This is a genomic window from Kitasatospora sp. NPDC101108 (assembly GCF_055584725.1).
In genome coordinates this window covers 174,703-194,852 of record NZ_JBVJLM010000009.1, presented here as the reverse complement: position 1 = coordinate 194,852, position 20,150 = coordinate 174,703, and the positions used below count along the sequence as shown (strand labels likewise).

Genomic DNA, 20,150 nt, shown 5'->3' with positions numbered 1-20,150 from the left:
CCTCCCACCACCGCGGTCAACGAGCACCGGGCCAGGGCACGTCGGTCTCCACCGCGGCGGAGTAGTCGACCCCCGGCACCGAGAACCCGTACAGCCGCCGGACCTCGGCGCGGAACCAGTCGAGGTCGGCGAGACCGGCCACGGTGTCGGTCGTGGCCGCCTCCCAGCGCTCGGCGACGGCCGCCTGGACGTCGTCGGCGAGTTCCCAGGTGTCCAGCCGGATCCGGCCCTCGTCGTCCAGCACCAGCGGGGCGGAACCGGTGAGCTGGTCCCACAGGGAGGCGAGCTGACGCACCGGAGGGACCATGTCCTCGCCCAGGACGCCGCGCAGCAGGCCGGTGTACAGGGCGATCCCGGGGACGGCGGTGGAGGACTGGGTGACGGCCGCGCCGTTGACGGAGGTCACGGCCCGCCCGCCCACCGCCCGGCCGAGCCGCTCGTCCAGCGTCCGGGCGGTGGCCTCCAGGTGGACCTTGGCCGCGCCGATGGTGCCCTGCCGGTAGATCGCCGCGGTCAGCGGCGAGCCGATGTACGACAGCGCGGCCGTGGCGAAGCCCTCGCCGAGCAGGCCCCGACCCGCCAGGTGGTCGATCCAGCGCTCCCAGTCCGTGCCACCCATCACGGCCACGGTCTGCTCGACGTCGTCGCCCTCGGCCGGCCCGGTCTCCACCTCCCGCACCTCGGGAACGCCGTGGTCGTCGAAGAACAGTGTCCTGGTGCGGTTCGCCCGGCCGATCGGCTTGAGGACGGAGGCGTACGTGATGCCGGTGTCCGGGTCGGTGCGCCGGGGCGCGGCCACCGAGTAGACCAAGTAGTCCAGCCGGCCGCCGAACCGCTGCTCGATGAGCTCGGCGACCTGCTCCTTCATCGGGTCGGAGAACGCGTCGCCGTTGAGGAGGACCAGGTCACGGCCGGCGGTGCGGGCGAGTTCGGCGGTGGCCGCGCTGCGGTACCAGCCGGCCGTGGCGGTGCGCCGCCCGGAGGGGGCCTTCTCGTAGCAGACCGCGATTCCGCGGATGCCGGCCCGCTTGAGGCCGGCCACGGTGGCCGCCAGCCCGTACCCGGCCGAGGAGCCGATGATCAGCGCCACCGGCCCGTCCTCCTGCGGGAGTTCGGCGGGTCCGGGGCAGGCCTGCCACATGTCCGTGACCAGCCGCTCGCAGCCCGCCGGATGGGAGTCGAGGAAGAGGAAACCCCGGTGACGGGGGGTGAGAACGCGCTCGCTCACGATGGCAGTCCTTGGTTCCGGGCCGAGGCCGCGGCCACCGACCGGGCCGCGACACCTGAAAGTCTGTGCCAGGACGGCCGCGGCCCGTGGCCCCCGCCAGGAACAACGATCAAGGGCCGATCTTGGCGCCTTCCGCCACTTCCACCGCGACGGGGAGAAGGCTACGGCCGGCGGCGAGCACGCGGTGTGCACGCGTAGGTGCAGGGGTAGCCGTTCGCCGAGCAGCACCTCCTCGGCGAACGGCTCGACCGCTCACCACCGACGGGCCCCGAGCCCGAACGCACCGCCGGGGAAGGGGTTCAGCCGCCCAGGCCCGGCAGGCTGCGGAGTTCGCCGATGCGCAGCAGCCGGGCGAAGCCGAGGAACAGCAGGGCCATCACGATGCCGCCGGCGGCGAGGGAGACGGCCGGCGTCCAGACGGCCGGAGCCCAGGTGCCCGGGGCCGGCAGGCGGGCGCAGCCGCGGGCCACGACCCAGCCGGTGGCGGCGGCCGCGGTGGCGGCCGCGGTCAGCTTGGCGTAGGAGCGGCAGATGCGTCGCCCGTCGAGCAGGCCCCCGGTGCGGCGCCTGAGCCGCAGGGCCGTGAGCAGCAGGCCGACGGCGTAGGAGAGGGCGTAGGCGGCGGCCATGCCGGTCACCGCCCAGCGGGGGGACAACAGCAGGTGGCAGGCCACGGCCAGGGCGATGTCGACGGCACTGATCCACAGCGCCATGCGGAACGGCGTGCGGGTGTCCTCGAAGGCGTAGAAGCCGCGCAACAGGAGGTACTGGGCCGAGAACGGGACCAGCCCGAGGCCGAAAGCCTGCAGCATGTGACCGAGCGGAGCGGTGGTGGCGACGTCGGCGGCCCCGTGGGCGAACAGCAGTTGGGCGATCTGCGGGCCGAAGGCGGCGAAGAAGAAGGCCGCCGGGACGATGACGACGCCGCTGACCCGCAGCGCCCGGGAGAGGTCGGCGCGCAGCGCGTCGGGGCGGTGCTCGGCCACGGCCCGGCTCATCCGCGGCAGGAGCGCGGTGACGAGGGAGACCGTGACGATCGACTGGGGGAGCATCCAGATCTGCTGGGCGTAGCTGTAGGCGGTGTAGCCGACGCCGTCCTCGGGCAGGGCGGCGTCCGCGGCGGAGGCGAGCCGGGTGACCACGGTGCTGGCGACCAGGTTGACCAGGACGAACAGCAGGGTCCAGCGCGCCGCGCTCACGCTCCTGCGCAGGCCGACGCCCCGCCAGTCGAAGCGCGGTCGCAGCCGGAAGCCGGCGGCGTGGGCGTACGGGACCAGGGCGAGCGCCTGCAGGGCCAGGGCGAGGGTGGTTCCGATGCCGAGCAGCCTCACCTGGGCGTCGGTGATGTCCGCGACCTTCTCGGGGACGGTGACCAGGCAGAGGTAGAGGCCGAACATCGTGATCAGCACCAGGTTGTTCAGGACCGGGATCCACATCATCGCCCCGAAGCGGTTACGGGCGTTGAGTATCTGTCCGAAGATGCTGAACACGCCGTAGAAGAAGATCTGCGGGAGCAGGAAGCGGGCGAAGACCACGGTCAGCTCGAACGCCTCGTGGGTGGCGGGCGTGTCGCGCTGGTAGATGCCGATGATCTCGGGGGCGGCCCAGGTCGCCAGCGCGCTGCCGATGCCCAGGACGCACAGCACCAGCGTGACCAGGCGCTGTTCGAACCGGACCCCGCCGTCCGGGTCCTCCGCCCGGGCCCGGACCAGCTGGGGGACCAGGACGGAGTTCAGCGCGCCGCCGATCAGCAGGAAGTACAGGCTGGTGGGCACCGTGTTGGCCTGGTTGTAGGTGGTGGCCAGCAGTCCGGTGCCCAGCGCCATGGTCTGCAGCACCTGGCGGATCAGTCCGGTGGCGCGCGAGACCACCGTCCCGGCGGCCATCAGCGCGGACGACCGCAGCACGCCGCCGTCAGCGGCCCGCGTCGGGGCCGCGTGCCTCCTGCGCCGCACGGGCGATCGCTCCGACGTGCCGGACGAAGTCTCCTCGATCATGGAGTCAATCTACGGTCCAACGCTCGTCGGCGCTGCGAGAGTTCGAATACGACGGACGACGCGGTACGACTCAGAAGCAGCACCGGATGTTCGGATTGCAGCCGCCGCCCCCGCCGTCGGTGGCCTTCTGCTCCGGCGCGGCGTCGGCCGGTACGGTGACGTTCCGTCAAAGCGTCGGATCGCGCCGGTCGCACCCTCCGGCGTACGGCCGGTCGGCGCAGCGCCCGCCCGTGTGCTGCGGCCCGGCCGGACGACGCACCTATCGTGGACAGGTGACCGATCATCGGACCGCCCAGCCCGCACTCGCCCGAACCGGCTACCTCCTGGCCGCCTTCGCCTTCGCCGTCTGCATGGCCGGCACCACCCTGCCCACCCCGCTGTACGGGCTGTACCGGGAGCGGATCGGCTTCTCCGAACTGACCGTGACGGTCGTGTTCGCCGTCTACGCCTTCGCCGTCATCGGCGTCCTGCTGCTGGTCGGGAACGTCTCCGACGCGGTCGGGCGCCGTCCCGTCCTGCTCTGCGGACTGGTCTGCGCGGCCTGCAGCGCCGTGGTCTTCCTGGCTGCGGACAGCGTGCTGCTGCTCTGCCTCGGCCGACTGCTGTCCGGACTGTCGGCGGGCCTGTTCACCGGCACCGCGACCGCGTACGTCCTGGAGCTGGCCCCGCCGGAGCACCGCGGGCGGGCGAACTTCGTCGCGACCGCCGCCAACATGGGCGGCCTCGGCTGCGGGCCGCTGCTGTCCGGCGTGCTCGCCGAGTACGCGCCGCACCCCCTGCTGCTGCCCTTCGCCGCGCACCTGGCGCTGCTCGCCGTCTCCTTCGGGCTGCTCCTGCTGCTGCCGGAGACCGTCGCCGACGCCCGTCCGCTGCACACCGCCCGCCCCAACCTGCCCGAACTGCCGCCGGAGGTGCGCCAGGTGTTCCTGCCGGCCGGGATCGCCGCCTTCGCCGGGTTCTCCCTGCTGGGCCTGTTCACCTCGGTCAGCCCGGCCTTCCTCGCCGAGGGCCTGGACGTCCACAACCGCGCGGTCGTCGGCCTCGTCGTGTTCGCGGCCTTCTTCGCCTCCACCATCGGCCAGTTGCTCGTCCCCCGGCTGGGCAGCGCCCGGGCGATCCCGCTGGGCTGCCTGGTGCTGATCGCCGGACTGGCGCTGCTGGCGGGCTCACTCGCCTGGACCGTCCTGGCGCTCCTGGTGCTCGCCGCGCTGGTGGGCGGCACCGGGCAGGGCATGGGGCTGCGCGGCGCGGTGGGCGAGGTCGCCGACGCGAGCCCGGCCGAGCATCGCGGCGGCGCCCTCTCGGCGCTCTTCGTGGTCGCCTACTTCGGCATCTCGATCCCCGTCATCGGCGTCGGCCTGCTCACCGGTCCGCTCGGCCTCACCCACGCCGCCCTGGTCTTCGCCGCCTGCATGGCCCTGCTCGCCGCCACCTCCGGCCTCTATCTGCTGCGCCAGGCGAGCACCGAGTCCTGAACCCGCGGCGTACAGGCCCCGGTCACCCCCCGGCCGGCCGGGCGGCCGACCCCCGGGCGGCGCCCCCGGCGCGGATCCGCTGGCACAGGAAGAGGGCGGCCCGGTCCAGCGCCTCGTCCGCCTCGTCGAGGACGCCCGCGAACGCCTGGAACACGTGCGGCACATCGGCGGTGACGTCCAGGACGACGTCCACGCCCGCGGCCCTCGCCCGGGCCGCCAGGCGGACGGAGTCGTCCAGCAGCATCTCGTTGGCGCCGACCTGGAGCAGCATCGGCGGGAAGCCCGTGAGGTCGGCGTGGAGGGCCGGGCTGAGCAGCGGCTGGCGGGGGTCGGCTCCGCCGAGGTACATGGCCCCGGTGTGTTCGAGGGCCGCGCGGGTGAAGATCGGGTCGGCGTCCTCCTTGGTCGTCATGCTCTCGCCGGTCCTGGTCGCATCGAGGCCCGGCGAGAAGGCCAGGACGGCGGCGGGCAGCGGGAGGCCCGCGTCCCGGGCGGCGAGGCAGGTGGTGACGGCGAGGCCGCCACCGGCCGAGTCCCCCGCGAAGACGACGGCGGAGGGGTCCTCACCGCGGTCGAGCAGGTCGCGGTAGGCGCTCAGGGTGTCCTCGATCGCGGCCGGGAAGGGGTGTTCGGGGGCGAGCCGGTAGTCCACCGAGTAGGCCCCGAGGCCGGTCCTGGCCACCAGGTTCCCGGTCAGCGAGAGGGCGGTCCGGGGCGAGCCGAAGACCCAGCCGCCGCCGTGGAAGTACAGGATCGTCCCCGCACCTGGGCCGTCCTGCGCCTCCGTGTCCGGGCTGTCCTGTGCCCCCGCGTCCGGGCCGGTCCTCGGTTCGACGCGCAGGGCGGGGCGACCGCCGAGGGCGGTGTCGACGGTCCGGATTCGGCTGTGGGGCACGATCATCCGGGCCATCAGCTCCCGGAAGCCGGCCCGGATCTCCTCGACCGTCCTGGGTCCTTCCGGTTCCGCTCGGCGCAGGATTCCGTCGATCCGGATGCGCTGTTCCCTGCTCATGGGCACACTCCTGCCACAAGTAGCTTCCCGTACACTATATGCCGTGGAAGATACATTGAACGGGGGTCGCGCCGCAGCAGGGCTCCGCGACCTCTTCGCCGACCTGGTCAGGTGCGAGACCCGGCTGTACAACGCCCTCAACGACCGCCTGCGCGAACGGCACGGGATCGTCACCTCGCAGTACGAGTTCCTCGACTACCTGCGGCGCCACCCCGGCTGCCGGGTCGCGGACATCGCCGCCGAGTTCGCCATCGGCGTCGGGGCGACCAGCAAGGGCGTCGACCGCCTGGAGAAGCTGGGATGGGCCACCCGCCGGCCGAACCCCGCGGACCGCCGGTCCTCACTGCTGGCACTGTCCGCCGACGGTACCCGGCTCGCCGAGGAGGCGCAGCGGACCTTCACCGACGCCCTGACTGAACTCCTCACGGGACCCCTCGACGACGCCTCGCTCTCGGCGACCGCCCGGACCTTCGCGACCCTGCGCGCCGCCCTCGAACGCGACCGGATCGGCACTCCCACCGGCTGAGAGCCGCACCCTCCCCCATTCCGCTCCCGCCCGCTTGACCTCAAGTCGACTTCAACTTCTAGGGTCGGCCACACCGAAGTGATCGACGAGAAGGGGCGGATCGACCGTGGAGTACTCGCACAGTGACGACGAACTGGTCAAGCAGCCGATCGGATACTGGAGTTGGGCCGCGTACAAGGCCGTCGTGGGCCGGACCCGGGGCGCGCTGGCCGAGCTCGGCACCACCCAGCCGCAGTGGTGGGTGCTCGCCCAGCTCGCCCGCGCCGAGGAGCCGAGGACCCGCGACGACGTCTGCGCCGTCCTGCGCGGCTACCTCGACACCGGGCAGGACACCATGGAGACCGAGGTCGACGCGACCGTCGAGCGCGGCTGGGTCACCGAGTCCGCCGGGGGCCGGCTCGAACTGACCGCGGAGGGCCGGGCGTTCTTCGACAAGGTGGCGGCCGTCCAGGGCGAGCTGTGGGCCGAGCGCCACGCGGGCATCTCGGACGAGGAGTACCTGACCACGCTGAAGGTGCTGCAGCGGTTCGTCCACAACACCGGAGGCGCGGCCTGGCACCACTGAACACCCGTCGTGCCCTGCCCGCGCACGGCTTCTACGACCAGCCCGGCACCGGCGGCAACGGCCAGCCCGGCAGCAGCGGCAGCGGTCCGTCCGCGCGCAGTCCCGCCGCCGGGCCGCGTCCGGCGAACCAGGTGAGCAGTTCGCGCCCCGGGCCGCTCACCACCGGGCCCGCTCCGCCGACCACCCAGTCCCGGCCGAGGTCCTCCGCCTCGACCCGGGCCAGCGGAACCCCGCGCGCAGCCAGCGCCGCGGCCGTCTCCGCCAGGGCCGTCCGTACGAATTCCTCCGGCCAACTCGCCGTTGTGCGGCCGGTGTTCAGGTCGACGTGGTGTACCTCCAGCTCCCGCCAGGCCCGCCACAGCAGGTACCAGGCCGGGTGCCGCCAGCCCGCCAGCGCGGGGATCAGCACCGTCCTGCGTTCGACGGGCAGCGCCGCCGCGTCCCGCAGCAGCCCGTCCAGGCTGTCCCGCAGGTCCGCGGCCAGCACGCGAGCCTCACGCCCGGCGCCCTCGACCAACTGCCGTTCCAGCTCGGCGGCGTCCGCCCGCGGCCCGGGAGCGGTGCCGGTCCGGGCCAGGGCGAGCATCCACCGGTAGGCGTCGGCACTGCGCGCGAGGTGGGTCAGCACATGCCCTCGGCTCCAGCCGGGGAGCAGGGACGGCTCGCGGGCCTGCCGGTCGGTCAGCGCCTCCGCGTCCGCGCCGAGGAGCGCCGCTGACGCCCGGACCTGCCGGAGCAGCTCGTCGAACTCCATGGCGTGGGCTTCTAACTCGGTTTCTCAGCGAGCGACTTGACGCCCTCCAGGGTGGCCGTCATCCCGCTCCGCAGTTCCCCCAGCCGGAAGGCGACGATCTTCTCCTCGACCTCCGGCCGGGTCTCGATGGCCAGGGTCACGCCGCTGCGGCCCGGGCCGATGACCACCGAGTGGCGCAGCCGGGTGCCGCCGCCCTCGGGAATCAGGTCGAAGCGCCAACGGGCCAGTGCTCCGCCCACCTCCGACACCGGGTCGCCGAACCGGCCGTCCGCGTCCATGACGGCCCAGGCGAAGGCGCGGTGCTCGGCCAGTTCCACCACCTCGGAGACCGTCCGCCAGTCGCGCATGTCCGGCCGGCTGTTGAACCCCTCGAAGTGCGCTCCGAGGGCGGGGCCGTCCGCGCCGTCCAGCCAGGCAACCCGCTGGAGCTCCGGGCTGAGCCGGGCGGGCAACTCGATGTCCGTCACCAGCGCCCAGACGCGCTCCACCGGCGCCTCGACGAACACCTCGCACTGCGTACCCGGACCATCGGCGTACCGCATACCGCTCCCCCTCCACTGCCTGACGTACTCGTCCGTACGGGTCGACACCCGCCGCGCCCCCGCCTGAGCGTCCGGAACGCGCGAAGACAGCGGGCGGGTTGCCGCCCTTCTCGCGGGCCCTGCCACCGATGATCGATCCTGGCGAACATCCAAGTCAATCCACCGATTTGCTGGGAAACCTCCAAGCCCTGCCTTGGATCTGGGCCTCTGGGGTGCGAGCCCGGACGCGCGTACCCTGGGCGCTCGTGACCCTCGACGACCTCCGCATCTTCGCCGCCGTCTGCCGGGCCGGCTCGCTCAGCGCCGTCGCCCGCGAGCTGGCCTGCAGCCAGTCCGCCGTCAGCCAGCACGTGAAGCGGCTGGAACGCGAGCTGGGACTCACCCTGATCGAACGCCACCCGCGCGGCGTGGTGCCCACCAACGCCGGACGCCATCTGCAGACCGCCGTGGCCAACGGCCTGGGCGGCATCGACCACGCCCTGCGCACCATCGCCGAACTCGCCCGTGGCGAGGGCGGATCGGTGCGGATCACCACCGGCGCCACCAGCATCCGGCACTTCATGTCCGCGGCCGTGGTGGATTTCCGCGAGCGCCACCCGCAGGTCAACCTGGAGTTCCAGACCGGCGTGTCCAGCCGCAGCTGTCTGGAGGCGCTCACCGCCGGCCAGGTCGACCTGGCCTGGATCACCCTCGGCACGCCGGTCCGCGGCATCGAACAGCGACCGGTGGCCGACCTGCCCTGGGTCCTCGCCGTGGCGGCCGGCGACCCGCTCGCCGCCCGTTCCCGCATCGAACCCGCCGACCTGCAGGACGCCCGGCTCATCGGGCTGCCGCAGAACTCGGTGTCCCGCTCCCAACTCGACGACTGGCTGGGCAAGTCGGGCATCCGACCGGTCTTCGACACCAGCGTCACGGACTGGGACACCGCGATCCTGCTGGCCGAACTCGGCCTCGGCCACGCCGTGGTACCCGCGCTCCCCGAGTGGCAGGGACCCGGACACCCCGGCCTGCGGCTGGTCCCGCTGCCCGACCTGCCCGGCCTCACCGTCGGCTGGGCCGCCCGCGAGTGGGACACCCTGGGCCCGCTCGCCCGCGCCTTCGCGGACACCGTCGCCACCCACTGCGCGAGGCCGCTCCCGGCCGGTCCCGCGCCCGTTCCCGCTCCCACTGCCTGACCGGGGCCACCCCGCCCCACTCCAGCGACGCCACCGCCCCCGGCGCCACCGGGGCCACCCGGCGCGGAGCCCACCGGCAGGACGTCCAGCGAGCTCGGCGCCCAACTCGCCGACGGCCTCACCGCACCGGCCGGTTCGTCCGACCGATCCGTGCGGTCGGCCCCTGCGGTCAGCTCGTGTGGAAGGAGTGGCTGCGCCCGATCTCCGTGAAGCCCCGGCGCGTGTACCACTCGCGCGGCCAGCCGTCCGCCTCCGCGAGCAGGAACAGCTGCGGGATCCCGGCGGCCGCCGCCAGCGCCAGGCCGCTGCCGAGCAGGGTGTCCCCGTGGCCCGCGCCGCGGTGCGGGGCCGCGGTGACCAGGTCCTCCACCTGGGCCAGCCCGGCAGCCGGTTCGAGGTAGAGGTCCACCCAGGCCGCGACCTCGCCGTCCGCCGTCCGGGCGGTCAGGAAGTGCACCTGTTCGGCGCCGCGCAGCCGGGTCGGCCGGCGGTCGGTGAGCTGCCGGATCAGCTCCTCGCCCTCGTACCACTCCGCCTCCTGCCGCAGCACGGCCTCCCGCATGTCGGCGAACTCCGTGGGCAGCGCGGCCGGTTCGGGCAGTTCACAGCCCGCCGTGCCCCGGGCCAGGACCACGACGGTGCCCCGCTCGTACCCGGCCCCGGCCAGCACCGGCGCGGCCCGTTCGCCCCACTGCTCGTCCAGCACGGTGACCGCGTACCGCGTGCGCTGCCCGAGCCAGCGGGTGGCCAGACCGGGCAGCGCCGCCGGGTCGGTCCCGGGCCCGGTGACGATCAGCTGGTTGTGCTCGTGGGAGAGGACGTAGTCCGCGTTCCGGACCGCGAAGACCCCGGGGAACTCGGGCAGTTCGACGATCTCCGCCGCATGGCGGCGGGCGAAGGAGGCACGGAAGGCGTTCACGCGCTCAAGCAGATCGGACATCCCGCCATGATCGCCCGGATCCCGGCTCCGTCCAAGCGAATTCCGAGCTTCGAGCGGAGGTCGACGAGCCTGGGCCCGGGTACGGTCGATCGGGAAATGCGTGGCGTGTTGCCGAGGATGTCGGGATGCTGTCTCGGTGACCCGTGCTGAACTGCCTCAGCTGCTTCGACCTCGCGCCCTGGCACCCGGAGATCTTGTCGTCATCGCGTCGCTGTCCGGGCCGCTCCATGTCGGATACGCGCCCGATCTTGACCGGGCGGTGGCCGAGCTCGAACGCATGGGATTCCGCGTGCGTCTCGCGCCGCTGCTCGAAGCCGGGCGGCAGCACTGGTGGAGCGCGGCGCGGCCGGTGGAGATTGCCGAGGAGTTCAACTCTCTTCTGCGTGATCCCGAGGTGCGCGCGATCATCGCGCATGACGGTGGCCAGACGGCGCTCGGTTACCTCGATCTGATCGACGTCGAGGCGATCAGGGCCGACCCCAAGCCGATCCTCGGCTACAGCGACATCTCGCTGCTTCATCTGGTGCTCCACGCCCGCACGGGTCTGGTCGGGTTCCATGCCGACCTGGCCACACCCGGATTCGGCGGGCACTGGCAGACGGCGCCCGCGGCGCGCAGAGCGGAACTTGAGAAGCTGTACTCGACGCTGCTGACCGGCACGGAGCCGATCGGCGAGCTGCCCACCGGTCCGTCGTGGGAGTGCTGGCGGCCTGGTCGTGCCGAAGGCCGGCTGATCGGCGGGGTGATCAACCGCATCGTGCTGGCGCAGGCGACGCCTTACGCGCTGCCGATCGAATCCTTCGACGGCGCCGTGCTGTTCTGGGAGGAAATGGGCGGCCACGCCTCGTACGTGTGGAGCTACCTGCAGGTGATGCGGCACTGTGGCATCCTCGACCGGATCTCCGGGATGGTCGTGGGCGTTCCGCAGGCGATCGACGGACTCGACACGCCCGACGCGTCCCCGACCCTGGCCGAGATAGTCCTGGACGTCCTCGGGGACCGCGACATCCCGGTCCTGGGCAACGTCGAGTTCGGCCATGCCGGCCCGAATCTCCCGATGCCTGTCGGCATCCGCGCAGCCCTCGATGCGCAGCAGCGGAGTTTGTCGCTGCTCGAACCGGCGGTACGACCGCACATGCTGACCGGACCGGCCGGCTGAGCACTACTGGTCAGTGAGCCTTCGCCGTCTTCGAACGTGCTGTCCGGAGCTGCGCCCGGTCGAAAGCACTCCTGCTGGTGCGGAGTTCGGCGAGGACGCGCCAGGCCTTCAGGTGCGCGCAGCCGTGTCCGACGGGGGCGCGTCCGGCGGCCAGGAGCCGGTGGGCCTGAGCCGGGAACCGGGGGGCGGGCGGGGTGCCGGGAGGGGGTTCTACTGGGACGCGCGGGCGAAGCGGGTGGACCATTCGGCGATGAGGGTGCGGAGTTCGGGTGGGTGGATGACCTGGAACTCGGCGGCCAGGGAGCCGAGGGCCATGGCGGGCCAGTCGAGGGAGTCGGCGGTCATCCGGAGGCGGCAGTGGGTGGGGTCGACCTCCTCGACGTCGCCCCAGCGGCCGACGTGGGCGCGGACGCGGTCGGCCGGGGCTTCGACCAGGGCCTCGATGCGGGTGGACCGGGGCGTGGCGTTGAGGCCCGCGCGGACGTACTCGGCGGCGTCGGCGGCCGGGAGGGTGCGCGGCGCGAAGCGGGTGCCGGTGCCCTCGGCGGTGGTGAGGCGGTCGAGGCGGAAGGTGCGCCAGTCGCCGCGGTCGAGGTCGTACGCGACCAGGTACCACCGCCGGTCGAGGCAGACCAGCCGGTGCGGTTCGACGTGCCGTTCGGTGCGGGCCGAGGTGGCGGCAGTGTAGGAGAAGCGGAGCCGTTCGCTGTCACGGCAGGCGAGGGCGACGGCCGTGAGGGCGTCCGGGTCGACGCCGGAGCCGGCGGAGGCGCCCCAGTTGACGGGGACGGTGACCGCGCGCAGCGCCTCGACCCGGCGGCGCAGCCGGGCGGGCATCACCTGCACCACCTTGGCCAGGACCCGTACGGAGGCCTCGGCGACGCCCTCGACCGGGCTCTCGGCGGCCGCCTGCAGGCCCACGGCGAGGGCGACCGCCTCCTCGTCGTCGATGACCAGCGGCGGCAGGGCCGCGCCCGCCGCCAGTTGGTAGCCGCCGTCGACCCCGCGCTGGGCTTCGACGGGGTAGCCGAGTTCGCGCAGCCGGTCGATGTCGCGGCGCAGGGTGCGCACGGAGACGCCGAGCCGGTCGGCGAGTTCGTCGCCCGGCCAGTAGCGGTGGGTCTGGAGCAGGGAGAGCAGTCGCAGCGTTCGGGTGCTGGTGTTCGCCATGCCTCGATTCTGTCCTGAATTCAGGACAGAAAGTGGCCGCAATGGCCGTTAGCGTTGTTCTTGTCCAAGGGAGCAGGAACCGAACGGAAGGCCCGAGCCATGACCACGAGCACGACCACCACTGCCGACACCGCCGCCACCACCGCCCCCGTCACCGGCGAGCGCGCCGATCTGCTGGTGGCGCTGGAGAAGCAGCGGCACTTCCTGCGGTTCACCACCCGCGACCTCACCGACGAGCAGGCGGGCCTGCGGACCACCGCGAGCGAGCTGTGCCTCGGTGGCCTGGTCAAGCACGTGACCGCGGTCGAGCGGGTGTGGGCGAACTTCATCGTGGAGGGCGCGTCCGCGATGCCCGACTTCTCCACCTGGACCGAGGCCGACTTCGCCCGCCGGGCCGACGAGTTCCGGATGCTGCCCGGCGAGACGCTGGCCGGTGTCCTCGCCGAGTACGCCGAGGTCGCCCGCCGCACCGACGAGCTGGTGGCCACCCTGCCCGACCTGAACGCGACCCAGGCGCTGCCGAAGGCCCCTTGGTTCGAGCCCGAGGCCGAGTGGTCGGCCCGCCGGGTGCTGATGCACGTCGTCGCCGAGACCGCCCAGCACGCGGGCCACGCCGACATCATCCGCGAGGCCCTGGACGGTGCGAAGAGCATGGGCTGAGCCGACCGGGGGCTGCCTGCCGCGCCTGGGCCGGCAGCCCCCGTCACCGTCCGGATTCAGATCTCGCCGACGAGGGTGAACCCGGCTCCGTCCACCGCGCTGCGCACCGCCGCCGCCTCCAGCGGCCCGGCGGAGGCCACGGTGACCCGGCCGGTCGGCGCGTCCGCGACGACGTCGGTGACGCCGGGGATGGCGGCCAGCCCGGCGCTGACGGTCCGCTCGCAGTGGCCGCAGCTCATGCCGTCGACGGTGAGGACGGTGGTGATGGACATGGCGGTGCCTCCAATGGCGTGTCAGGGACGATCGGCCTGCCAGGGGTGATCGGCGAGCCGGGGTGATCGGCGAGCCGATCCGGAACCACCACCACAGCGGAATCCCGACGCCGCGCCCAGGGACACGCCGCCGGGATGGCACCATCGAGTGGTTCCGGGAACCGGCCGGGCCCCGCGCCCGACGGGGGGCCGTCGGTGGGTCCCGTCGGCCCGGGCTGGTGCCCGAACCCCCTCGCACTCGCCCCCGCCTGAACCGCCACCGCTTGAGCCACCCCCGCCTGAACCACCCCCGCCCACCTGCCCGTTCCTCCTGACGAACCCTTTCGCCCCACCGCAGGAGCTGTTCTGCCACCATGAAGCGCTGGAAGCCCTGGCACGGTGCCCTCGCCCTGGCCCTGGTCGGGACGGTGACCGCCGGACTGCTCCGGTGGCAGCCCTGGCACGACGAACCCGCGCCCCTGGCCTTCACCACCGCCCCCGGCGGCTCCGCCCGCTTCGGCACCGGCGAGCACCTGTACCGCTACAAGGTGCGGGTGGAGGACGGCATCCAGGAGAGCCCCGAGCAGTTCGCCGCCGAGGTGGACACGATCCTCGGCGACACCCGGCGCGGCTGGGCGGCCGGGAACACCGCGTCCTTCCAGCGGATGCCCGCCGACCCGGTGGACTTCACGGTCTACCTGGCGACCCCCGCCTCCACCGACCGGATCTGCGGCCAGTACGGCCTGGACACCGGCGGCTGGGTCAACTGCGGCGTCCAGCACCAGGTGGTGATCAACCTCAGGCGCTGGACGGAGCTGTCCGAGTTCTACCAGGGCCGCCCCGAGCTGTACCACGCGCTCGCGGTCAACCACGAGGTCGGCCACATCCTGGGCAACGGCCACGTCGACTGCCCGGGCCCGGGCGCCCCGGCGCCGGTGATGATGCAGCAGATCAAGGGCCTGCACGGCTGCGTCCCCAACGGCTGGCCCTACTCCGACACCGGCACCCTGCTCACCGGCCCGCCCGTCCAGGCGCCGAGCAACGCGCCGTAGGCCGGGTCGGCGCCCGCCGGACACGAGCACTCCCCCGAGCACGGATAATCACTGGTCGGACCGGGTGTCGCCGTACGACGGCCCCCGGTCCCGCTGGTGTCCGTACCCGTCCGTCCGTGCGTGGAGTGAAGAGCCTTGAACGATGTGGAGAACCTGGACTTCCCCGTCCTGCTGGAGGCCGCCGAGGCGGCCGCCCGGGCGACCACGGGCCGGGGCCACGTCGCCGACTACATCCCGGCCCTCGCCGAGGCCGACCCGGAGTCCTTCGGCATGGCCGTGGCCACCGTCGACGGCGAGCTGTACGGCGTCGGGGACTGGGAGCAGCCGTTCTCCGTCCAGAGCGTCTCCAAGCTGTTCTCGCTCGCCCTCGCCCTGGCCTACAGCAGCGACGGCGGCCAGGCGCTGTGGCGGGGCGTGGGCCGCGAGCCCTCCGGCAACCCGTTCAACTCGCTGGTGCAGCTGGAGACCGAGCACGGCATCCCGCGCAACCCCTTCATCAACGCGGGCGCCCTGGTGGTCACCGACCGCCTCCAGTCGCTGACCGGCGACGCCTCCGGCGCGGTACGGGAGTTCCTGCGCCGCGAGTCCGGCAACCCGCTGCTGGGCACCGACCCGGTGGTCGCCGCCTCCGAGGCGGCGCACGGCCACCGCAACGCCGCGCTCGCCCACTTCATCGCCAGCCACGGCAACCTGCAGAACCCGGTCGAGACCGTGTTGGAGCACTACTACGCCCACTGCGCCATCGCCGCCAGCTGCCGCGACCTCGTGCTGGCCGGCGCCTTCCTCGCCCGTTACGGCGTCCGCACCGACGGCACCCGTCTGATGACCCGCAGCGAGGCCAAGCGGATCAACGCCGTCCTGCTCACCTGCGGCACCTACGACGCGGCCGGCGAGTTCGCCTTCCGGGTCGGCCTGCCCGGCAAGAGCGGCGTGGGCGGCGGCATTCTGGCGATACTCCCCGGCCGGGCCGCGGTCTGCGCCTGGGGCCCCCGCCTCGACCAGGCCGGCAACTCCGTCGCCGCGGTGACCGCCCTGGACACCCTCACCACCCTCTCGGGCTGCTCGGTGTTCTGACGGCCGAGCGGGCCAGGTCGCGAACGTCGTCGCGACCTGGCCCGACTGCCCCACCCGGAGCGGGACTTACTCGACCGTCACGCTCTTCGCCAGGTTCCGCGGCCTGTCCACGTCCCGGCCGAGGGCGACCGCCGCGTGGTAGGCGAGCAGCTGGAGCGGGATGTTGAGGAGCAGCGGGTCCAGCTCGGGCTCGCTCTTGGGCACCAGGATGCAGTGGTCGACGAGCTTGTCCTCCGGTCGCCGGTGGGCGACGGCGATGACCCGGCCGGAGCGGGCCTTGATCTCGCCGAGGGTGGTGAGGTTCTTGTCGAGCAGCTCGTCGTCCGGAACCAGGGCCACGGTGGGCAGTTCGGGGCTGATCAGGGCCAGCGGGCCGTGCTTGAGCTCGCTCGCCGGGTAGGCCTCGGCGTGGACGTAGGAGATCTCCTTGAGCTTCTGCGCACCCTCGCGGGCCACCGGGTAGCCGCGGACCCGGCCGATGAACATCATGCCGGTGGAGTCGGCGTACTCGGCGGCCAGCTTCGCGATCGCCTCGCTCTGGTCGAGCACCTCGCGGATCTGGTCGGGCAGCGCCTGGAGGGCGGCGACGATCCGGCGGCCGTCGGCGGGCGAGAGGTCGTGGATGCGGCCGAAGTGCAGGGCGAGCAGGGCGAAGGCGACCACGGTGGAGGTGAACGCCTTGGTGGAGGCGACGGAGACCTCGGGCCCGGCGTGCAGGTAGATGCCGCCGTCGCACTCGCGGGCGATCGCGCTGCCCACGGTGTTGACGACGCCGAGCACCCGGCCGCCCTTGCGCTTGATCTCCTGGACGGCGGCAAGCGTGTCGTAGGTCTCGCCGGACTGGCTGACCGCGACGTACAGGGTGTCGGCCTCGATCACCGGGTTGCGGTAGCGGAACTCCGAGGCGGGCTCGCTGTGCGCGGGGATCCGGGCCAGCTCCTCGATCAGCTGGGCGCCCATCTCGCCCGCGTAGTAGGCGGAACCGCAGCCGAGGATCTTCACCCGGCGGATCTCCCGCAGCTCCCGGGCGTCCAGGTTGAGTCCGCCGAGGTGGGCGGTGCTGAAGCGCTCGTCGAGCCGGCCGCTGAGGGTGCGCTCGACCGAACCGGGCTGCTCGTGGATCTCCTTGAGCAGGTAGTGCTCGTAGCCGCCGGTGTCGAAGGAGTCGATCTCCCAGTCGACGGTGGACGGCTGGCGGTGGGTGGTGCGGGCGTCGGCGGTGAAGGTGCGGAAGCCGTCGGCCCGGACGGTGGCGAGCTCGCCGTCCTCCAGGTGCACGACCTGGCGGGTGTAGCGGACCAGCGCGGAGACGTCCGAGGCGGCGAACATCTCCTTCTCGCCGATGCCGAGGACGATCGGGCTGCCGTTGCGGGCGACCACGATCCGGTCCGGCTGCTCGGCGTCCAGCACGGCGATCCCGTAGGTGCCGACGACCAGGCCGAGCGCGGCGCGGACGGCGTCCTCCAGTTCGACGCCCTCGGCGGTGTGGGCGGCGATCAGGTGCGAGAGCACCTCGGTGTCGGTCTCGGAGCGGAACACGGCGCCGTCGGAGGACAGCCTGGCGCGCAGCTCGTCGGCGTTCTCGATGATGCCGTTGTGGACGACGGCGATCCGCTCGGCGTTGTCCAGGTGCGGATGGGCGTTGGCGTCACTGGGGACGCCGTGGGTGGCCCAGCGGGTGTGGCCGATGCCGGTGCCGCCCTTGAAGCGGGCCGGTACGGCGGCGGCGAGGTCGGCGACCCGGCCCTTGACCTTGCGGAGCTTGAGCCCGCCGGTGCGCCCGGCGACGGCGACGCCGGCCGAGTCGTAGCCGCGGTACTCCAGCCGGGCCAGTCCCTCCAGCAGGAAGGGGGTCGCGTCCTTGGGGCCGATGTAGGCCACGATTCCGCACATGCGTGGGCTCCTCCAGAAATAGGGACAGGGAACGCGCCGGGCTCAACCGCAGCCCGGACTCAGCCGGCCCGAACTCAGCCGGCCCGGACTCAACCGGCCCGGACTCAGCCGTAGACGATCCGGCGCAGCTGACGGGCCGAGAGTTCCGGCGCCGCGACGCGGCGGGCGGGCAGTTCCTCGGCGAGCCGGGCGAAGATCCGTTCGTTGGTGAGGCCTCGGGCCTGGAGCTCGCCGTGACGGCGACGGACGTACTCCTCGGTGGTCTCGGAGAAGTACGCCAGCACCTCCGCCACGACCCGCGCCGCTTCCCGGGGCCCGAGCGGGCTGGTCCGGGCGAGGTGGGCGAGGAGGTCTTCGTGGGGGTGGGGTGAGTTCGGCACGAAGGAAGACTCTAGGTCGCGCCGCTCACCGAAGCCAAAGATCCTGCCCGATATCGGGCAGACTTCACGACTTTCGGCCCAGATAACCCCCAGGACCCCCTCCCGCCACCTCCCCGACAGGCTCTTGATGCCGCGCCGACTCCGCCCTTAGCGTGATCTCCGGCACACCTCGCCGAAGACCGGAGGGCTTGCTGATGTGCGGGATCACCGGATGGGTCGCCTACGACCGCGACCTGACCGCCGAACGGAACGTCCTCGACACGATGACGGCCACCCAGGTCTGCCGCGGCCCCGACGCCGGGGGCGTCCGCCTGGAGCCGCACGCCGCGCTCGGCCACCGCCGGCTCGCGGTGATCGACATCGAGGGCGGCCTCCAGCCGATGGCCGTCGAGCACGACGGCCGCCCGCTGGCCGTGCTCAGCTACAGCGGCGAGGTCTACAACCACCGCGAGCTGCGCGCCGAACTGGAGGCGGCCGGGCACCGCTTCCGCACCCGCAGCGACACCGAGGTCGTGCTGCACGCCTACCTGGAGTGGGGCGAGGGCCTGGCCGAGCGGCTGAACGGCATGTTCGCCTTCGCGGTCTGGGACGCCCGGCGCGAGGAACTGCTGCTGGTGCGCGACCGGATGGGCGTCAAGCCGCTGTACTACCACCCCACCCCCGACGGCGTGGTTTTCGGCTCCGAGATGAAGGCGGTCCTGGCCCACCCCTCGGTCCGCGCCGTGGTCGACCTGGACGGGCTGCGCGAACTGCTCGCCCACACCCGCACCCCCGGCCTCACCCCGTACCGGGACGTCCTGGAGGTCCGGCCCGGGCACGTGGTGCGGGTGCGCCGCGGCGGCCTCTCGGTGCGCCGCTACTGGGCGCTGGAGGCGCGCGAGCACGCCGACAGCCTGGAGTCGACGATCGCCACCGTCCGGGCGCTGCTGGAAGACATCGTCCACCGCCAGCTGGACGCGGACGTGCCGCTCTGCTCACTGCTCTCCGGCGGCCTGGACTCCAGCGCCGTCACCGCCCTCGCCGCCGGGACGCTGGCCGCCGCCGGCGCCGGCCCGGTGCGCTCCTTCGCGGTGGGCTTCGCCGGGCAGCCGCAGGACGTCCACGCCGACCCGGTCCGGCAGTCCCAGGACGGCCCCTTCGCCCGGCTGCTCGCCGACCACGTCGGCGCCGACCACAGCGTGATCGAGCTGGACGCCGCCGAGCTCGCCGACCCGGCCCTGCGCACCGCGACGGTGCGCGCCCGCGACCTGCCCAACGGCGTCGGCGACATGGACGTCTCGCTGCTGCTGCTCTTCCGGTACGTGCGCCGCCACTCCACCGTCGCGCTGTCCGGCGAGTCCGCGGACGAACTCTTCGGCGGCTACCGCTGGTTCCACGATCCCATGACCGTCGCCACCGACGACTTCCCCTGGGCCGCCACCGTCGCCGCCATCGCCGGCTCCGGCTCCGCCCCGCGCGAGCGGCTGCTCGACGCCGACCTGCTGCGCAAGCTCGACCTGGAGGGCTACCGCCGGGCCCAGTACCGGGAGGCGCTCGCCGAGGTCCCGCACCTGGACACCGCCGACCCGCTGGAGCGGCGGATGCGCGAGATCTCGTACCTCAACCTGACCCGCTTCGTCTGCATCCTGCTCGACCGCAAGGACCGGATGAGCATGGCCAACGGCCTGGAGGTCCGGGTGCCCTTCTGCGACCACCGGCTGGTCCAGTACGTCTTCAACACGCCGTGGGCGATGAAGTCCTTCGACGGCCGGGAGAAGAGCCTGCTGCGCGCCGCCGTCCGGGACGTGCTGCCGGCCGAGGTCGCCGACCGGGTGAAGAGCCCGTACCCGGTGTCGATGGACCCGCTCTACCCGGCGCAGCTGCGCTCCGAACTCGCCCGGCTCGCCGCCGGGCGGAAGTCCCCGGCCCTCGACCTGCTCGACCGCCGGCGCCTCACCGACGCGCTGGCCCCGGACACCGACCCGCAGTCCGTGCGGCTGGCCGTCGACCTCGCGCTGGACCTCGACGCCTGGCTCACGGAGTACCCGGTGACCCTGGAGCTCTGACGCCCCGATCCGGACGGCGCAACGGCCCACCCGGGCGGGCCGTTGCGCCGTCCGGGTGAACGGCCGGAACCGGCGCCCCCGGCCGGCGGTCGGTCTCCCGGCACCGCCGCTGACGCACGATCACCCGGAACCGGCCCGGCGCGTCGGGGCGTACGGGCGATGCGGTAGCGTCGCCGACACCTCCCGAATGGCGGGCGAAAACGCGGAATCCCGCCTCCCGTGCCGTCAGGATGGGAGCGAACCGTTCACCTC

19 protein-coding genes are annotated in these 20,150 nt (G+C 73.1%); 9 read left to right on the top strand and 10 right to left on the bottom strand.

Going from position 1 to position 20,150, the window contains the following annotated elements:
• Positions 1 to 16: 16 nt before the first annotated feature.
• Positions 17 to 1,228, bottom strand: coding sequence for an enoyl-[acyl-carrier-protein] reductase FabV (gene fabV / locus ACZ6Z8_RS21280; protein WP_465611596.1), 1,212 nt, complete (start codon positions 1,226 to 1,228; stop codon positions 17 to 19).
• 299 nt (positions 1,229 to 1,527) lie between these two features.
• Entirely contained in the window at positions 1,528 to 3,225 is a 1,698-nt protein-coding gene (gene murJ, locus ACZ6Z8_RS21275; RefSeq protein WP_465611595.1) for a murein biosynthesis integral membrane protein MurJ, read from the bottom strand.
• A gap of 350 nt (positions 3,226 to 3,575) precedes the next feature.
• Here murJ and ACZ6Z8_RS21270 point away from each other — a divergent pair, with 350 nt between their 5' ends.
• The gene (locus tag ACZ6Z8_RS21270) at positions 3,576 to 4,700 is read left to right on the top strand and encodes an MFS transporter (RefSeq protein WP_465611693.1); all 1,125 of its coding nucleotides are present in this window, start codon (positions 3,576 to 3,578) and stop codon (positions 4,698 to 4,700) included.
• Between the two features lie 22 nt (positions 4,701 to 4,722).
• On the opposite strand, the gene ACZ6Z8_RS21265 is transcribed toward ACZ6Z8_RS21270, so the two are convergent.
• On the bottom strand, positions 4,723 to 5,712 hold the full coding sequence (locus ACZ6Z8_RS21265) for an alpha/beta hydrolase (RefSeq protein ID WP_465611594.1): 990 nt from the start codon (positions 5,710 to 5,712) through the stop codon (positions 4,723 to 4,725).
• Positions 5,713 to 5,755: 43 nt separating this feature from the next.
• Between ACZ6Z8_RS21265 and ACZ6Z8_RS21260 the strand changes: the two genes are divergently transcribed.
• Both ACZ6Z8_RS21260 and ACZ6Z8_RS21255 read left to right on the top strand, forming a co-directional pair.
• A complete protein-coding gene (locus ACZ6Z8_RS21260; protein WP_465611593.1) occupies positions 5,756 to 6,238 on the top strand; it encodes a MarR family winged helix-turn-helix transcriptional regulator in 483 nt (160 codons plus the stop codon).
• Positions 6,239 to 6,344: 106 nt separating this feature from the next.
• Positions 6,345 to 6,803: a MarR family winged helix-turn-helix transcriptional regulator gene (locus tag ACZ6Z8_RS21255; RefSeq protein ID WP_465611592.1), complete on the top strand. Its 459-nt coding sequence runs from the start codon at positions 6,345 to 6,347 to the stop codon at positions 6,801 to 6,803.
• A 31-nt stretch (positions 6,804 to 6,834) separates the two neighbouring features.
• Here ACZ6Z8_RS21255 and ACZ6Z8_RS21250 read toward each other — a convergent pair whose 3' ends face one another.
• Positions 6,835 to 7,557 carry a maleylpyruvate isomerase family mycothiol-dependent enzyme gene (locus ACZ6Z8_RS21250; protein ID WP_465611591.1) on the bottom strand — a complete coding sequence of 241 codons (723 nt, stop codon included), beginning with the start codon at positions 7,555 to 7,557 and terminating at the stop codon, positions 6,835 to 6,837.
• An 11-nt stretch (positions 7,558 to 7,568) separates the two neighbouring features.
• Entirely contained in the window at positions 7,569 to 8,099 is a 531-nt protein-coding gene (locus ACZ6Z8_RS21245; RefSeq protein WP_465611590.1) for an SRPBCC family protein, read from the bottom strand.
• Between the two features lie 245 nt (positions 8,100 to 8,344).
• On the opposite strand from ACZ6Z8_RS21245, the gene ACZ6Z8_RS21240 reads away from it, so the two are divergent.
• A complete protein-coding gene (locus ACZ6Z8_RS21240; protein WP_465611589.1) occupies positions 8,345 to 9,274 on the top strand; it encodes a LysR family transcriptional regulator in 930 nt (309 codons plus the stop codon).
• A gap of 169 nt (positions 9,275 to 9,443) precedes the next feature.
• On the opposite strand, the gene ACZ6Z8_RS21235 is transcribed toward ACZ6Z8_RS21240, so the two are convergent.
• On the bottom strand, positions 9,444 to 10,214 hold the full coding sequence (locus ACZ6Z8_RS21235; protein ID WP_465611588.1) for a GNAT family N-acetyltransferase: 771 nt from the start codon (positions 10,212 to 10,214) through the stop codon (positions 9,444 to 9,446).
• A 136-nt stretch (positions 10,215 to 10,350) separates the two neighbouring features.
• On the opposite strand from ACZ6Z8_RS21235, the gene ACZ6Z8_RS21230 reads away from it, so the two are divergent.
• On the top strand, positions 10,351 to 11,373 hold the full coding sequence (locus tag ACZ6Z8_RS21230; protein ID WP_465611587.1) for a S66 peptidase family protein: 1,023 nt from the start codon (positions 10,351 to 10,353) through the stop codon (positions 11,371 to 11,373).
• A gap of 210 nt (positions 11,374 to 11,583) precedes the next feature.
• Here the strand turns inward: ACZ6Z8_RS21230 and ACZ6Z8_RS21225 are convergent, their stop codons facing one another.
• Positions 11,584 to 12,543 carry a helix-turn-helix transcriptional regulator gene (locus ACZ6Z8_RS21225; protein WP_465611586.1) on the bottom strand — a complete coding sequence of 320 codons (960 nt, stop codon included), beginning with the start codon at positions 12,541 to 12,543 and terminating at the stop codon, positions 11,584 to 11,586.
• A gap of 99 nt (positions 12,544 to 12,642) precedes the next feature.
• Between ACZ6Z8_RS21225 and ACZ6Z8_RS21220 the strand changes: the two genes are divergently transcribed.
• Positions 12,643 to 13,203, top strand: a complete 561-nt coding sequence (locus ACZ6Z8_RS21220) for a DinB family protein (RefSeq protein WP_465611585.1) — start codon at positions 12,643 to 12,645, stop codon at positions 13,201 to 13,203.
• 56 nt (positions 13,204 to 13,259) lie between these two features.
• On the opposite strand, the gene ACZ6Z8_RS21215 is transcribed toward ACZ6Z8_RS21220, so the two are convergent.
• Entirely contained in the window at positions 13,260 to 13,475 is a 216-nt protein-coding gene (locus tag ACZ6Z8_RS21215; protein ID WP_465611584.1) for a heavy-metal-associated domain-containing protein, read from the bottom strand.
• A 353-nt stretch (positions 13,476 to 13,828) separates the two neighbouring features.
• Between ACZ6Z8_RS21215 and ACZ6Z8_RS21210 the strand changes: the two genes are divergently transcribed.
• Together ACZ6Z8_RS21210 and ACZ6Z8_RS21205 are read left to right on the top strand one after the other, a co-directional pair.
• Entirely contained in the window at positions 13,829 to 14,506 is a 678-nt protein-coding gene (locus ACZ6Z8_RS21210) for a DUF3152 domain-containing protein (protein WP_465611583.1), read from the top strand.
• A gap of 153 nt (positions 14,507 to 14,659) precedes the next feature.
• Positions 14,660 to 15,580 (top strand): glutaminase, encoded by a 921-nt coding sequence (locus ACZ6Z8_RS21205; protein WP_465611692.1) that lies wholly within the window; start codon positions 14,660 to 14,662, stop codon positions 15,578 to 15,580.
• A 66-nt stretch (positions 15,581 to 15,646) separates the two neighbouring features.
• Here ACZ6Z8_RS21205 and glmS read toward each other — a convergent pair whose 3' ends face one another.
• Positions 15,647 to 17,473 carry a glutamine--fructose-6-phosphate transaminase (isomerizing) gene (gene glmS, locus ACZ6Z8_RS21200; RefSeq protein WP_465611582.1) on the bottom strand — a complete coding sequence of 609 codons (1,827 nt, stop codon included), beginning with the start codon at positions 17,471 to 17,473 and terminating at the stop codon, positions 15,647 to 15,649.
• A gap of 104 nt (positions 17,474 to 17,577) precedes the next feature.
• Complete coding sequence (locus ACZ6Z8_RS21195) at positions 17,578 to 17,853, bottom strand: hypothetical protein (RefSeq protein ID WP_465611581.1); 276 nt, start codon at positions 17,851 to 17,853, stop codon at positions 17,578 to 17,580.
• A 194-nt stretch (positions 17,854 to 18,047) separates the two neighbouring features.
• On the opposite strand from ACZ6Z8_RS21195, the gene asnB reads away from it, so the two are divergent.
• Entirely contained in the window at positions 18,048 to 19,898 is a 1,851-nt protein-coding gene (gene asnB, locus ACZ6Z8_RS21190; RefSeq protein ID WP_465611580.1) for an asparagine synthase (glutamine-hydrolyzing), read from the top strand.
• Positions 19,899 to 20,150 lie beyond the last annotated feature (252 nt).

Excerpts from the sequence above, each read along its gene's own strand:
- ACZ6Z8_RS21225 (WP_465611586.1), bottom strand. The coding sequence starts at position 12,543 with ATGGCGAACACCAGCACCCGAACGCTGCGACTGCTCTCCCTGCTCCAG.
- ACZ6Z8_RS21220 (WP_465611585.1), top strand. The coding sequence starts at position 12,643 with ATGACCACGAGCACGACCACCACTGCCGACACCGCCGCCACCACCGCC.
- ACZ6Z8_RS21245 (WP_465611590.1), bottom strand. The coding sequence starts at position 8,099 with ATGCGGTACGCCGATGGTCCGGGTACGCAGTGCGAGGTGTTCGTCGAG.
- ACZ6Z8_RS21270 (WP_465611693.1), top strand. The coding sequence starts at position 3,576 with ATGGCCGGCACCACCCTGCCCACCCCGCTGTACGGGCTGTACCGGGAG.
- ACZ6Z8_RS21235 (WP_465611588.1), bottom strand. The coding sequence starts at position 10,214 with ATGTCCGATCTGCTTGAGCGCGTGAACGCCTTCCGTGCCTCCTTCGCC.
- ACZ6Z8_RS21265 (WP_465611594.1), bottom strand. The coding sequence starts at position 5,712 with ATGAGCAGGGAACAGCGCATCCGGATCGACGGAATCCTGCGCCGAGCG.
- ACZ6Z8_RS21210 (WP_465611583.1), top strand. The coding sequence starts at position 13,829 with ATGAAGCGCTGGAAGCCCTGGCACGGTGCCCTCGCCCTGGCCCTGGTC.
- ACZ6Z8_RS21215 (WP_465611584.1), bottom strand. The coding sequence starts at position 13,475 with ATGTCCATCACCACCGTCCTCACCGTCGACGGCATGAGCTGCGGCCAC.
- murJ (WP_465611595.1), bottom strand. The coding sequence starts at position 3,225 with ATGATCGAGGAGACTTCGTCCGGCACGTCGGAGCGATCGCCCGTGCGG.
- glmS (WP_465611582.1), bottom strand. The coding sequence starts at position 17,473 with ATGTGCGGAATCGTGGCCTACATCGGCCCCAAGGACGCGACCCCCTTC.
- asnB (WP_465611580.1), top strand. The coding sequence starts at position 18,048 with ATGTGCGGGATCACCGGATGGGTCGCCTACGACCGCGACCTGACCGCC.
- ACZ6Z8_RS21250 (WP_465611591.1), bottom strand. The coding sequence starts at position 7,557 with ATGGAGTTCGACGAGCTGCTCCGGCAGGTCCGGGCGTCAGCGGCGCTC.